13 protein-coding genes and 1 riboswitch are annotated in these 13869 nt (G+C 69.6%); of the genes, 2 read left to right on the top strand and 11 right to left on the bottom strand.

Features of this window, described 5'->3' with window-relative positions:
- Nucleotides 1-67: 67 nt before the first annotated feature.
- The 6 genes from K244_RS0102520 to K244_RS0102495 form a co-directional block, all read right to left on the bottom strand.
- Nucleotides 68-958 (bottom strand): LysR family transcriptional regulator, encoded by an 891-nt coding sequence (locus K244_RS0102520; RefSeq protein WP_024816270.1) that lies wholly within the window; start codon nucleotides 956-958, stop codon nucleotides 68-70.
- 93 nt (nucleotides 959-1051) lie between these two features.
- Nucleotides 1052-2020, bottom strand: a complete 969-nt coding sequence (trxB, locus tag K244_RS0102515) for a thioredoxin-disulfide reductase (protein ID WP_020184667.1) — start codon at nucleotides 2018-2020, stop codon at nucleotides 1052-1054.
- On the bottom strand, nucleotides 2017-3030 hold the full coding sequence (locus tag K244_RS0102510) for a mitochondrial fission ELM1 family protein (RefSeq protein ID WP_020184666.1): 1014 nt from the start codon (nucleotides 3028-3030) through the stop codon (nucleotides 2017-2019). Before K244_RS0102510 ends, trxB begins: the two co-directional genes overlap by 4 nt.
- Before the next feature lie 59 nt (nucleotides 3031-3089).
- On the bottom strand, nucleotides 3090-4082 hold the full coding sequence (msrP, locus tag K244_RS0102505; protein ID WP_020184665.1) for a protein-methionine-sulfoxide reductase catalytic subunit MsrP: 993 nt from the start codon (nucleotides 4080-4082) through the stop codon (nucleotides 3090-3092).
- Nucleotides 4083-4185: 103 nt separating this feature from the next.
- The gene (locus K244_RS0102500) at nucleotides 4186-4707 is read right to left on the bottom strand and encodes a DUF992 domain-containing protein (protein WP_020184664.1); all 522 of its coding nucleotides are present in this window, start codon (nucleotides 4705-4707) and stop codon (nucleotides 4186-4188) included.
- Nucleotides 4708-4823: 116 nt separating this feature from the next.
- Nucleotides 4824-6026 carry a pyridoxal phosphate-dependent aminotransferase gene (locus tag K244_RS0102495; RefSeq protein WP_020184663.1) on the bottom strand — a complete coding sequence of 401 codons (1203 nt, stop codon included), beginning with the start codon at nucleotides 6024-6026 and terminating at the stop codon, nucleotides 4824-4826.
- Nucleotides 6027-6328: 302 nt separating this feature from the next.
- Nucleotides 6329-6432, top strand: a riboswitch (TPP riboswitch).
- On the opposite strand from K244_RS0102495, the gene K244_RS0102490 reads away from it, so the two are divergent.
- Together K244_RS0102490 and K244_RS0102485 are read left to right on the top strand one after the other, a co-directional pair.
- A complete protein-coding gene (locus tag K244_RS0102490; RefSeq protein WP_020184662.1) occupies nucleotides 6423-7247 on the top strand; it encodes an ABC transporter permease in 825 nt (274 codons plus the stop codon). Its footprint overlaps the riboswitch before it by 10 nt.
- A gap of 23 nt (nucleotides 7248-7270) precedes the next feature.
- Entirely contained in the window at nucleotides 7271-8206 is a 936-nt protein-coding gene (locus K244_RS0102485; RefSeq protein WP_020184661.1) for an ABC transporter substrate-binding protein, read from the top strand.
- 284 nt (nucleotides 8207-8490) lie between these two features.
- Here the strand turns inward: K244_RS0102485 and glp are convergent, their stop codons facing one another.
- From glp to K244_RS23410, 5 genes are all read right to left on the bottom strand, one after another.
- A complete protein-coding gene (gene glp, locus K244_RS0102480; RefSeq protein ID WP_020184660.1) occupies nucleotides 8491-9738 on the bottom strand; it encodes a gephyrin-like molybdotransferase Glp in 1248 nt (415 codons plus the stop codon).
- Nucleotides 9735-11972: a selenide, water dikinase SelD gene (gene selD / locus K244_RS0102475; RefSeq protein WP_020184659.1), complete on the bottom strand. Its 2238-nt coding sequence runs from the start codon at nucleotides 11970-11972 to the stop codon at nucleotides 9735-9737. The genes glp and selD overlap by 4 nt, the downstream gene beginning before the upstream one ends.
- Nucleotides 11969-12355: a hypothetical protein gene (locus K244_RS0102470; protein WP_020184658.1), complete on the bottom strand. Its 387-nt coding sequence runs from the start codon at nucleotides 12353-12355 to the stop codon at nucleotides 11969-11971. Before K244_RS0102470 ends, selD begins: the two co-directional genes overlap by 4 nt.
- Nucleotides 12356-12435: 80 nt before the next feature.
- Nucleotides 12436-12903, bottom strand: coding sequence for a hypothetical protein (locus K244_RS0102465; protein ID WP_020184657.1), 468 nt, complete (start codon nucleotides 12901-12903; stop codon nucleotides 12436-12438).
- A 64-nt stretch (nucleotides 12904-12967) separates the two neighbouring features.
- Entirely contained in the window at nucleotides 12968-13789 is an 822-nt protein-coding gene (locus tag K244_RS23410; protein ID WP_155931538.1) for a hypothetical protein, read from the bottom strand.
- Nucleotides 13790-13869 lie beyond the last annotated feature (80 nt).

Raw genomic sequence — 13869 nt, 5'->3', positions numbered from 1 at the left:
CAGGCCGCGGGCTGACCAGGTCTTGGTTCTCGTCGCGGTGACGCCGCCCTGACGCCTGAAGCCTGCGTCAATACGACCAGCGCTGCGCCTTCGCGAGCAGGAAGTCGCGGAACACGTTGATGCGCGCCACGTTCTTCAGCTCTTCCGGATAGACGAAGTAGGCGTCGAGCGTGGGCATCTCCGCGTCGCCGAGCACGCGGACGAGCTGCGATTCGGGCTCCACGAAGTAGTCCGGCAGCACCGCGAGACCGATGCCGCGCTCGCAGGCCTGCTTGATCGCCGCCACGCTGTTGATGACGAGGCCGGCGGGGCGCGGGCTCTTGGGGCTGCGATTGGCTGTGATCAGCCAGTTGATGCTCTGCAGGAACGGCGGCACCGGGCCGCCGAACTCGATCAGGCGGTGGCTGTCAAGGTCTGCGACGCTCGTCGGCCGGCCGTGGCGCTTGAGGTAATCGGTCGAGGCGCAGACGTGGTAATGCACCGTGAACAGGCGCCGCTGGATCAGGTCGGGCTGCGTCGGCTGACGCAATCGGATCGCGACGTCCGCCTCGCGCATCGACAGGTCGAGCTCGTCGTCCGTGAGGATCAGATGAAGCTGGATGTCGGGGTAGAGCTCCATGAACTCGCCGAGCTTCGAGCTCAGCCAGCCGGTCCCGAGGCCGAGCGTGGTGGTGACGCGCAGCACGCCGTTCGGCCGCTCCCGGCTGTCGGTGAGGATCGAGCGCGCCGCCTCGAGCTTGGAAAACACGTCCTGGGTGGTGCGGAACAGCATCTCGCCCTGCTCCGTCAGGATCAGCCCGCGCGCGTGCCGATGGAACAGCGGGACCTTCAGCTCGTGCTCGAGCGCGGAGACCTGGCGGCTGACGGCGGACTGGCTGAGGCCCATGACCTCGCCGGCGCGCGTGAAGCTGCCTGCGTCGGCGGCCGCGTGGAAGATCCGCAGCTTGTCCCAGTCCATCCGTTCCCCCTCATAGGCCGGACCGACCATGACGGCCGCCCTCCTCTTGGCGTGTCGGCGCGCGGCGTCCGCCGCGTCAGCCCGGTCGTCGTGTCACGCGGCTTGCCGCGCGGCCTCTTCGGCCGCAAGGAACCGCTCGGCGTCGAGCGCGGCCATGCAGCCCATGCCGGCCGCCGTCACGGCCTGCCGGTAAGTCTCGTCGGCGACGTCGCCCGCGGCGAACACGCCAGGAATGTTGGTGAAGGACGTGCCTGGCTTCACCGCGAGATAGCCGGAGGGCCGGGTGTCGACCTGCCCCCGGAACAGCTCGGTCGCCGGCGCGTGGCCGATCGCCACGAACACGCCGTCGCAGGCGAGCTCGCTCGGCTGGCCCGTCCGCGTATCGACAAGCTTCACGCCGTGCACCTTCGGAGGCGTTCCGCCGCCGAGGATCTCGGCGACGGCGGCGTTCCACACCACCTCGACCTTCGGATGCGCGAACAGGCGGTCCTGCAGGATGCGTTCGGCGCGGAAGCCTTCGCGGCGGTGCACGACCGTGACCTTGGAGGCGAAGTTGGTCAGGAACAGCGCCTCCTCGACCGCGGTGTTGCCGCCGCCGACCACGACGACCTGCTTGTTCTTGAAGAAGAAGCCGTCGCAGGTGGCGCAGGCGGAGACGCCGTAGCCCTTGAAATGCTCCTCGCTCTCGAGGCCGAGCCACTTGGCCTGGGCGCCCGTCGCGATCACCAGCGCGTCGCAGGTGATCGTCCCGGCGGACTCGGTCTCCAGCACGAAGGGCCGCCGCGACAGGTCGACCTTCGCGACATGGTCGAACAGGGTCTTGGTCCCCATCCGCTCGGCCTGGGTCTGCATCTGCTCCATCAGCCAAGGGCCCTGGATCGGCTCGGCGAAGCCGGGGTAGTTCTCGACGTCGGTCGTGATGGTGAGCTGGCCGCCCGGCTGCAGGCCGGAGATCACCAGGGGCTCCAGCATCGCGCGCGCCGCATAGACCGCGGCGGTCCAGCCGGCCGGGCCGGAGCCGAGAATGACAAGGCGATGATGACGGGAAGGCGCTGAGCTCATTTCGGTCGTCCGTTCGTTTCGCGCGCGGCGACCGGTGCCTTCCGGTCGACGTCGCGCCGCAGGATGTCGCGCGTCGCGGCGAGCGCCTGGATCGCCCGGGCGATCTGGGGCGTCGAGTCCAGCGGCGGATAGGCGTAGCGCTCCAGCCGGCCGGAGAACGGCCGGATCACTCCGAGCGCCGTCAGCCGATCCAGGAACGCGCGAGTCTTCCGTCGTCCGCCCGAGGGCTCGAACACCAGCACCGGGCGGCCCGTGGCCGCCGCCTCTCCCACCATATTGGTGGAATCCGCGGTCACCACGAGCGCTTCAGCCTGCGCCAGCAACAAAATGTAGGGGTTATCCCCCGTTCCATCCCAGAAGTAGTGGGCAAGCCTCTCAACCGCCAGAGCGAGCGGCTTCGGCGTGCGGCGCGAGGCCGTCGCCATCAGCACCGCGCCTTCGCTCTTCAGGCGCGTGAGGCCCGCGACGAGGCGGTCGATGTCCTCGGACGAAAACCGATGGTGGCGGGTATCGCCGCCGAGCAGGACGGCGACGCGCCGGCCTGGGACCTCCGGGTCCACCAGCGGCGGCGCGCCGCGGGCGGCGGCCAGCCGCACCGCGTTCACCCGGTGCGGGCTCGTGGTCGAGACGACGACGTTCGGCCCGCGCAGCCGGTCGTGCTCGGGAACCCAGACGACGTCCGCCACGCCCGCCCCCGCCCGCGCGTCGCGCAGGAACACGGTGAGCACCTTGCCGCCCGAGGCCGCCTTGATGCGCCTGAGGTAAGGCGCCGCGCGCCGGCCCGCAGCGATCACCACATCGGGCCAGCCGTCGCCGGGTTTGGGAGCGATCGGGCTGCCCATACGGTCCGGGGCGTCCCGCGGGTCGATCGGCCCCCAGGGCGCAAGCCAGGACCACGGACGCCGCGGCGCGATGCGGCGGCGTTCGATGCGGTCAGCGACCGCCTCCGCCACGCCGAGGCAGGGCTGCTCGTCGCCCGCCTTGCCGTCGGTCAGGACCCATGCGCGCATGGCATGACTGTGCGGCGTGACGCGCGGAGACGCAAGCGACCGCGGCGCCGCAGACGGCATCACATGAACAGTTTTTCGCGCTCGAGACCTTTGTACAATCCCGCCACCTGATCCGCGTAGCCGTTGTAGAGCAGGGTCGGGCGGGTTTCGTCGCCGCCGAGCACGCGCTCTCGGGCCTGGCTCCAGCGGGGATGCGAGACCTGCGGATTCACGTTGGCCCAGAAGCCGTATTCGCTCGGCCCCGCGGCGGCCCACAGCGTGTTTGGGCGGGTCTCCGTAAACTCGACGCTGACAATCGACTTCACGGACTTGAAGCCATACTTCCACGGAACCGCCAGACGGATCGGAGCGCCCATCTGCTTCGCGAGCGGCTTGCCGTAGGCGCCGGTGGCGAGGAAGGCGAGCTCGTTGGTCGCCTCCGCCATCGTCAGGCCCTCGACATAGGGCCATTCGTACAGCGGCGAGCGCTGGCCGCCCGCGACCTTCAGGTTGAGGAAGGTCGTCATCTTCACGTACTTCGCGGAGCCGAGCGGCTTCGCCCAGGCGACGAAATCCTTCATCGGGATCCCGCTCCACGGCAGCGCCATGCCCCAGGCCTCGACGCAACGGTGCCGGTAGAGCCGCTCCTCGAGCTGCAACGCCTTCAGCAGGTCGTCGATCCCGACCTCGCGCGACTTCTCGACGAGGCCCCCAATCTTGAGCGTCCATGGCCGCAACGGCAGCTTCTGCGCCTCGTCGGCGATGTATTTGCTCGTCCCGAACTCATAGAAGTTGTTGTAGTTGAGATTGACGTCCTCGGGCGTCACCGCGCGGTCGAGCGCGTAGCCGTCGTTGCGCTTGAACGGATAGAGGCCGGCGCTGGGGTCGACCTCGGGCGGAGCCGGCTTCTCGTCCGAGCCAAACAGCCAGCCGGCCCGCGCGGGGCCGGCGCCAAGCGCCGCGGCCGCGCCTCCGACAGCCCCCGCCACCAGCGACCTGCGGCTCAGGACCAGATGCTCGGGCGTCGCCTCGCTCTCGCGAAGGGCCCAACTCGGCGTGCGCTTGATCAACATGGCGGCCTCGGCTTCGTCCAGTGGCGTCGGTCAGGCTACGCACGAAAACGGCCGGGCGTTACCGCCCGACCGTCAGCATGGTCTCACGAGGTCGCGAACAGGCTCACACGGGGTCAAGGGTCAACGCGGCGTAGCCGGCCGACACGGCGATGCCGGTCTGGCCTTCGAGGCTGAGCGGCTGCAACGACACCGTGGTGCCGGAGCCGCCGACAAGCAGGTTCGCGCCGCCGCCGATCAGCGCCGTCGCGCTCGCGGTCGCGCCGCGGTACTTGCCCGCGAGGTCCCCCGGTCCGATGTCGCTGGAATGCGAAATCACCGCCCACTTCATGACGCTCGGGCCGGTCGCGCCGACGTCGACGCCGACCGTCGAGATGTGGCCGAGGTAGGCGTCGACGGGGTGGCGAGCGCCGATCGGCTTGTAATCGCACGCGAGTTCGGCGTCGGACCCGAGGATCCAGCCGATGCCGCCGGGCGAGCGGCAGCTCAGCGTGCCGACCTGCACGCCGGACTCGGCGGGACGCTTGCTGACGACCACGGACGGATGGCCGAAGTCGGCGGCGGACGCCGCAGCGGCGGTCGCGACAAGCGCGGCGGCTGCGAGAGTGGTTTTGAGCCGGATCGACATGACGTTCTCCAGAACTTGCGGTCCCCACCGCCTAACGCTGCAGCGCAGGCGATGGTTTCTGTCCGCGACACGGCCTTTTACGCTGGTCCCGACGCCGCCCTGCGCAGGACCGCGTCTCAGCGCAGCGACGCGCAGAACCGCTGGATGCGGCTGCAGGCCTCCTCCAGCGTTTCGTCGGCGGTCGCGTAGGAAATCCGGAAGTTCGGGCCGAGGCCGAAGGCTGAGCCGTGCACCACGGCGACGCCTTCGCTCTCCAGCAGTTCGGAGACGAAGTCCTCGTCGGTCGCGATGACCTTGCCGGACGGCGCCGTGCGCCCGATCGTGTCGGCGCAGGAAGGATAGACGTAGAACGCGCCTTCCGGCGTCGGGCAATTGAGCCCCTTCGCCTGGTTCAGCATGGAGACGACGAGGTCGCGCCGCCGCTCGAAGGCGGTGCGGAAGCCGGGCAGGAAGTCCTGGGGCCCGGACAGCGCCTCCAGCGCCGCCCACTGCGCGATGGTGCAGGCGCCCGAGGTCTGCTGGCCCTGCACCATCTCCATCGCCTTGATCAGCTTGTCCGGGCCGGCCGCGTAGCCGATGCGCCAGCCGGTCATGCAGTAGGCCTTCGAGACGCCGTTCATGGTCAGCGTGCGGTCGTAGAGCGCGGGCTCCACCTGCGCCGGCGTGGTGAACTCGAAGCCGCCGAACACCAGGTGCTCGTACATGTCGTCGGTCAGGATCCACACGTGCTCGTGCCGCAGCAGCACGTCGGTGATCGCCTTCAACTCCGCGCGGGTGTAGGCCGCGCCGGACGGGTTCGACGGCGAGTTGAACAGCACCCACTTGGTCTTGGGAGTGATCGCGGCTTCGAGCGCCTCGGGACGGACCTTGAAGTCCTGCTCCAGCGTGGTCGGCAGGAACACGGGCGTCCCGCCGTTGATCGCCACCATCTCGGGGTAGCTCACCCAGTAGGGCGTCGGGATGATGACCTCGTCGCCGGGGTTCAGCGTGGCAACGAAGGCGTTGTAGAGGATCTGCTTGCCGCCGGTCGCCACCAGCGTCTGCGTCGGCTTGTAGTCGAGCCCGTTCTCGCGTTTGAACTTCTGCGCGATCGCCTCGCGCAGGGGGGGGATGCCGGCGACGGGCGGGTACTTGGTCTCGCCGCGGCGGATGGCGTCGATCGCGGCGTCCTTGATGTTCTGCGGCGTATCGAAGTCCGGCTCGCCGGCGCCGAGGCCGATCACGTCGCGCCCCTGGGCTTTCAGGTCCCGCGCCTTCTGCGACACCGCGATGGTGGCGGAAGGCTTTACGCGCGAAAGCGTGTCGGCGAGGAAGGCCATCGGGAAGGCTCCGTCTTCAGGCGAAAATGACGGGGCGGACCCTAGGCCGCGGCGCGGGCCGGAGGCAAGACGCGGCGGCGCATGCCGGCCGCCGGTCAGGCGCGTCGCAGTCGCCCCCGCGAAATTTCCGCGACGGCCGCGGAACCAACCTCACCATCGGGCGTTCTGCGCCTGTGAACCCTCTAATACGGCCGAGCTTCCAACCCGGCTGAACGCATGAAACGCCGCCCGCGCCCCGGGCGGCGTTTTTTTTGACCCTCGCTCCCGTTGCGTGGCCCGGAGGGCTCGGCTAACGCTGTCGTCTCATCTCCATGGGGCGCCCACACCGGGCTGAGACGGCGGCGACGCCGGACCCATCGAACCTGATCCGGCTCATACCGGCGGAGGGATTGCGAGATGGCGGACGCCGCACATCGGCTCGTCGCCCCCTTGTCCGACACGACCGCAAGGCCCCGGCGCGCCCTCATGGCGTTCGGACGGCTGGCGGTGACGCTTGGCGTTCTGATCGCCGCCTGGCAGGCCTTCGTCACCCTGTCGGGCACGCCCCCGTTCCTGCTGCCGCCGCCGGCCCGCGTGGGCGCCGCGCTGATCGCGCAGTCCGGCTTTCTCGCCCGCCAGACGCTGACCACGCTGACCGAGATCGTCGGCGGGCTCGCGATCGGCGTGGCCGTCGGCGCGATCGCCGCGCTCGCCATCGCCACGCTCCCCGCGCTCCGCCGCTGGCTTCTGCCGCCGCTGATCGTGGCCCAAGCGGTTCCGGTGTTCGCGATCGCGCCGCTGCTCGTGCTGTGGCTCGGCTTCGGCCTCGGGTCGAAGCTCGCGATGGCGGCGCTGATCGTGTTCTTCCCCGTCACCTCGGCCTTCTACGACGGCCTGCGCCGGGCCGACCCGAACCTGATCGACCTCGCCCGTCTCTACGGCGCCTCGCCGCTGAAAACCCTGTTGCTGATCCGCCTGCCCTCGGCGCTGCCGGCCTTCGGCACCGGGCTGAAGCTCGCCGCCGCGGCCGCCCCCATCGGGGCGGTGGTCGGCGAATGGGTCGGCGCGTCGTCCGGCCTCGGCTTCGTCATGATCCACGCCAACGCGCGGATGCAGACCGACCTGCTGTTCGCCGCGCTCATCATCCTCGCCGTAGTCGCCGCCAGCCTCTGGTTCGCGGTCGACTGGGCGCTTGCGCGCCTCATCCACTGGTCGCCGGAGCACGGCCGCCGCGACTCCTGACCTCCGACCCCGAGCCCGTCCCGATGATCCGCCTCGCCCTCGCCTTCGCAGCCCTCCTGATCGCCGCGAGCCCCTCGGCCGCCGCCGAGAAGCTGGTGGTGCTGCTCGACTGGTATGTGAACCCCGATCACGCCCCGTTGGTCGTCGCCAAGGAGGGCGGCTTCTTCGCCCGCCACGGTCTCGACGTGGAGCTGATCGCGCCGGCCGACCCGAGCCAGCCGCCGCGCCTCGTCGCGGCGAAGCAGGGCGACGTGGCGGTGACCTACCAGCCGGAGCTGCACCAGCAGGTGGCCGCGGGCCTGCCGCTCGTGCGCTTTGCGACGCTCATCGACACCCCGCTCAACACCCTCATCGCGCTGAAGGACGGGCCGGTCAAGGATCTCAAGGACCTGAAGGGCAAGAAGGTCGGCTATTCCGTCACCGGCTTCGAGGATACGCTGCTGCTCGCCATGATGGAGACCGCGGGCCTGACGCGCGACGACGTCGAGCTCATCAACGTCAACTTCGCGCTCACCCAGTCGCTGATGGCGAAGCGCGTCGACGCGGTCGTCGGCGGCTACCGCAACTTCGAGGCCACGCAGATCCGTCTGGCCGGCGGCGAGGCGCGGGTGTTCTTTCCCGAAGAGAACGGCGTGCCGACGTACGACGAGCTGGTGTTCGTCGCCCACAGGGACGCAATCGGCCACGACCGCCTGAAGCGCTTCGTGGCCGCGCTCGAGGAGGCCACGACCTTCCTGCTGAACCACGACGCGGAGGCCTTCGCGCTCTACCTCAAGGGCCACCCCGACCTCAACGACGAGTTGAACACGCGCGCCTGGGCCGACACCCGGCCGCGCTTCGCCAAGAACCCCGGCCTGCTCGACGCCCGCCGCTATGCGCGCTTCGCCGCGTTCCTGAAGGCCAAGGGCATGATCAAGGACACGCCGGCGGTCGAGACCTACGCCGTCGACGTGCGGTAGGGGCAACCTCCAAACCACGCGAAAGCGCGAGCGTGCGATAAGGGCTTGATCGTCTGAGATGGAGCTCCTGCCGTTCCCGAAGGCTCATCGTTGGAGAGCCATGCTCTCTCCCCTCCCCCTTGCGGGGAGAGGTTGGGGGTGGGGGTGGTTGAGGATGAGCCTCTTAAGGAGAAACCGGGTTCAAACGTTCCGGGGGTCGCGACCGCTACGCTTCGTTCTGCGCCCCCCCCCCCCCTAGCCCCTCCCCGCAAGGGGGAGGGGGACAAAGACCGGCGTGCCTATCCTCACACCTCCAGCGCGGCCCGAAACGGCAGAAATCCGATGGCGTCGCCCGGCTTCACCTCGTCGTGGCCGGCCGGAATGACGGCGAGCCCGTCGGCGGCGATCAGCGGGGCGAGGCGGGCGGAGCCTCCGCGGCCGAGCTTCTCCACCCGCGGCAGCCCGGACGGATCGGTCCCGACCAGCGCGGCGGGGGCGAACTCGGTGCGGCCGCCGGGGCCCTTCTGGCCGAAGGCGGCGACGGCGGACAGCGGCGCGAGAGGGCGCGGCTCCAGGCCCGCGAGCCGCTCCAGCACGACGCGTCCGATCAACATCTGTCCGACCAGAGCCGCGAAGGGGTTTCCGGGAAGGCCGACCAGCGCCGCGCCGCCGACGCGCCCGGCGACGATCGGCTTGCCCGGCTTCAGCGCGACTTTCGCCAGCCCGAGCTGACCGCCCGCAGCGGCGACGGCGGCGGCGAGGTGATCCTCCTCCCCGACCGAGGTCGCGCCGCTGGTGACCAGGGCGTCGCAGCGCCGGCCCGCCTCGATCAGCAGGCGCGTCAGCTCCGCCGGGTCGTCCGGCGCGATGCCGTAGTCGATCACCTCGTGCGCCGGCGTCGACAGGATGCCGAGCAGCATCGGGCGGTTGGCGTCGTGGATGCGGCCGGGCGTGAGAGCGCGGCCGTGCTCGATGAGCTCGTCGCCGGTGGAGAGCAAACCGATCACCACCTTGCGCCGCACGGCGACCCGCTCCACGCCGGAGGCCGCCAGGATGGCGAGGTGGCGCGCGTCGATCAGGGCGCCGGCGGGAACCAGCAGATCGCCCACGCTCACGTCTTCGCCGCGACGGCGGATGTTAGCGCCCGGCTCCACCGCGGCGCGGAGCGCCACGACGTCGCCTTCGCGCGTCACGCGCTCCTGCATCACCACGGCGATCGCGCCTGGCGGCATCGGCGCGCCGGTGAAGATGCGGACCGCCTCGCCGGGCTTGAGCGTCTCGCGCGCGCCAGCCGAGCCGGCCGCGAGCCGGCCGCGGAGAACATGCCGCAGCCCGAGGTCGGCCAGCGCGTACCCGTCCATGGCGGAGTGATCGAACGGCGGCAGCGGCGTCGGGCTCATCGTCGGCTCGGCGGTCACCCGTCCGCGCAGCTCCGCGAAAGGCAGCGCCTCGACGCCGACAGGCCCCGCGACCAGCGCCGCGACCGTCGCCCGCGCCGCCTCGACCGAGAGCAGGCCAGGGTCGGCGCAGAGATCGAGCGTTGTGACCGTCACGCCGCCGAGCCCGTCACGAGGCGGATGTCCGGCCCGCCGTCGCGCGCCACGATCCGGCCGATGACGGCGGCACCTGTCGCGCCCGCAGCGTGGAGCGCGGCGACGCAAGGCGCGGCCTGATCGTCGGCCACGGCGGCCAGCAGCCCGCCCGAGGTCTGGGGATCGAACAGCAGCGCCTTCAGCCAGGCGGGAACGCCCTCCCCGCCGCCGATGCGCGGCAGGTTCGCGAGCGTCTGGGGCAGCGCGGTCGAGGCGAAGCCGCGCGCGGCGAGCTCCGCCGCCTCCGGCAGCAGGGGCAACGCCGCCGGGTCGATTTCGGCCGCGACCCCGCGGCTGGCGTCGAGCATCTCGGCGAGGTGCCCGATCAGGCCGAAACCGGTGACGTCGGTCATGGCGCGGCCGCGGTGGGACCGCAGCACCTCGACGTCCGCGGCCAAGGGGCGGGCCATCTCGGCCCACGCCGCCGCCATCGCCGCGGCGGGCGCCTGGGCGCGCATGTCAGCCGCGATCAGCACGCCGACGCCGAGCGGCTTGGTGAGCACGAGCCGGACGCCCGGCGTCAGCCCGCCCTTGCGGCGGCCGTCGCCCTCCGCCAGCCCGCCGGTCACCGCGACACCGAACGCCGGATCCGCGCCTTCGCCGGTGTGGCCGCCGATGATGGAGACGCCGAGCGGGTCGAGCGCCGCGCGCGCGCCCGCCATCATCTGGTAGAGCGCCTCCGCCTGCTGGGCCGGCGCGTCCGGCGGAAGCGCGGCGATGGCGAGCGCGTAGGACGGCCGCCCTCCCATGGCGAAAACGTCGCCGATGGCGTGGACCGCCGCGATCTTCCCGAACAGGAAGGGATCGTCGACGGGCGCCTTGAAGACGTCGACCGTCTGGAGCTCCAGCGCGCCGTCGCTCCGCCGGATCACCGCTGCGTCGTCGCCGACGCCGAGGATGACCTCCTCCGACGCGACGCCCGGTCCCAGCCGCCGCAGGGCCGCGGCCAGCGGCGCGGGGCCGAGCTTCGCCGCGCAGCCGCCGCACCGCATCGCCGGATCGTCGGAGACGGGCGCCGGACCCCGCACGCCATCCATCGCCGGCGGGTCGCGGTACATCGCGATCCAGCGGCGGTCGATCCAGTCCTTGAGCGTCCAGGCCCAGCGGCCGGCGGCGACGTAGCCGTTGCGGGTCGCGACCGCGGTGCCGTCGCCGCGGCCGATGAGCGAGAGGTGATCGGCCTGCGCCGTCAGCGGCTTGAGCCGCTTTCCTCGCGCGGCGCGTCGAAGGTTTGCGGCGAACGCCGGCCCCTGGCGCACGGCGTAGACCCCGGCCTTGGGCCTCGGCTGGCCGAGGACGCCCGCGCAGTCGCCGACCGCGAACACGCGGTCGTCCGCAGGGCTCGTCAGCGCCGACGTCACGGCGATGAAGCCGCCAATATCCTCCGGCAGTCCAAGCGCCTGCGTGATCGGGTGCGGCGCGGCGGCGGTCGCCATGAACGTCGCCTGGGCCGGCAGGCGCCGCCCGTCGTCCAGCGCGACCTCGCCCTCCTCCACCGCGGCGAGCCGCGCGGTTTCGTCGAGCGTGACGTTCGCTGCGGTCATCGCTTCGCGGAACAGCGCGGCGACCTTGTCGGGATAGCCCTGCAGCAGCGCGCCGCCGGCGAGAAGCGTGAAGCTGAAAGCTTGCGGGTCCAGCCCCGCCGCCTCCGCGTCGCGCCGGAGGCGGCGGGCGATCGACAGCGCGAGTTCGGTCCCCGCCGCCCCGCCGCCCGCCACGACCACGGACCGCGGACCATCAGGCCGGAGCGCGGCCAGCCGGAACGCCTCGAACCTCTGGAGGAAGGTCGCGATCGGCTTCACGGCGATCGCCCGCTCGGCCCCGGCGACGCCCTCAAGCCGGGGGGCGATGCCGACATCGAACGACACGAAATCGTAGGCGATCGGCGGCCGCCCTTCGAGGAGCACCCGGCGGTTCGCCCGGTCGAGCCCCGTCGCCGCGGCGCCGATCAGCCGCGCGCCGGTCGCGCGCGCGAGGCGCACCAGATCGATCATGATGTCGTCAGGCTGGTAGAACCCGGCGATCAGCCCCGGCAGCATGCCGGAATAGGGCGTCGTCAGCTCCTTGGCGACCAGCGTCAGCCGCACGCCTTTCTCCGGCCGCATCGCGAAGGCGCGCAGCACGTGGACGTGCGCGTGGCCGCCGCCCACCAGCACGATGTCGGTCGTGATCGGCCCCTGCGCAGTCGTCTTCATGCCGCCGCCCCGTCTTCGTCGATCCGCATGCGCCGGCCCCGCCTGTCGAAGAAGGCGCCCCCGTTGAGCGCCAGCCGGTCGTCGTCGATCATCTGCTCCACGCGCCGCAGTTCGATCCGCGCGAGCGGGTCTTCGATCGGCCCGCCGTCGGACGAGGTCGCCGTGAAGAACGCGGCCCCGTCCCAGGCGCCCGGCGCGGAGGCGAACAGCTTTCGAAGCTCGCGCCACGCCACCTCGTCGCCGATGACGTGCAGGAAGGTCGAGGCGACGGGCTTCGCGTCGTCGTCGGTGATCTCGACCAGTACGATCAGCGCGGTGAAGGCGCCGGTCTCGGCGAAGACGGCCTTCACCCAGGCGTCGAAGTCGAGGCCGTCAAAGGCCATGGCGGACCCCGGCCGAGGCGCTCCGGTCCACGACGCATCTTTCCAAGCGATGTCCCGGAGCCCAAACCCGCGCGGGAGCCTCAGAAGTCGACAAGAGGCGTCTCCGGCATGTAGCGGTCGAACAGTTCGGCGAAGGCGAGCCCCCGCGCGCCTTCGTACCAGCCTTCGAAGGCTTCGAGCGCCTGCAACGTCGCCGCCCCCGCCTCCTCCGGCGGCAGCGCGCCCGTGCGGGCGTCGTGGATCGCGTCCGCCAGCGCCGTCAGCGCGTCCAGCACCGGCTTGCGGGCCTCGTCGATCTCCTCCCACTCGAGCTCGGCCGCCGCGGCCGCGCGCTGCGCGACGTGGGACGCCTCGCGGTCCGGCGCCGCGGCGTCGGCGTCGACAAGCGCCTTGAGGAAGGCGTAGCGGCGAAACGCGCGGCGCCGCGCGGTCTCGCGACGCGCGGCCTCCTCCGCCACGCTCGCGCGAAACCGCTTCTCCTCAGCGTCGGCCGCCAGCGCCGTCTGCTCAAGCGCCGCGAGCGCGTAAGGCCGGTCCAGACCGGTCATCGAGGAGGCCTCTCCACTGAAAGGATTAAATATCAACTATTAACATCTTCTCCGGCAAGGCCGGTTACCTCCCATCAGCGCAAGCTGGGTATTTTCTGCTAAATTTTACAACACCCTGACTTCTTATATCCCATTCGCACAAACTTCGCACAACTTCTGACAGGATATACTGAGCGCCCATGACAACGTGACCGGTAACTTGGGGACTTGGTTGGCTCGCTTCATACCGATTCAAAACATATTTCGGCTGCCTATCGACCACTGCCTTCACACGTTCGACATCAAACGTGTGAATCTTACCCGCAATAAAATTGCAAAGCTTCAGCGTATCATGACCAAATTGCTTCCGCTCTCTGAGTTGATCGTCCGTAAGACCTAAAGCAGCGCCAGCCGCTTTAAGGGCCAGTTCGGTAGATAGCAATGCGCTTTGCACCGCCCCTCGCCCATCATACCCACCCGTAAGTATCGCCGCTGCAGCATGAAGATGTAATCGCGAATAATCGATATATCTATCTACTAGCTCGATTCCCTTATATGGATTTTTTATAATATGACTTCCATATTGAATATCAAGAACATCTAAAACTTGATCTATGCACCTCTCCGCCTGAGATAAACTCGATTGAACTACCATCCTCTGAAGATCCGTGAAATCTACGGCATCTAAAGGATCGAATGCTTGCTCGCCGTACATGTGAGGCACAGAAATTCGAACATACACATCTCTGAAGAGATAAACGCCAATATGGCCGCCACTAGCGAAGGCCTTCTTTCCGTAAAAGCTTTTATATAGAGCGTAAATTCTTTCGTAAATTGGCGGACCATCTTGGCCCGCTAAAAAAATGCGTGCCCGAGTTGCTGGGTAAGAACTATGGGAAGATCCCATGTTCTTTACTTTATCGTACGCCCCATGTCGAGCATTTTGACATCAAGATCGTCAATCATTGCAAAAAGCTGAGCGTCGCT

Origin of the sequence: Methylopila sp. 73B, assembly GCF_000526315.1 — a bacterium.
Classification (GTDB): domain Bacteria; phylum Pseudomonadota; class Alphaproteobacteria; order Rhizobiales; family Methylopilaceae; genus Methylopila.
Note: the sequence above shows the minus strand (reverse complement) of the source record. Positions and strands in the feature narration are given on the sequence as shown.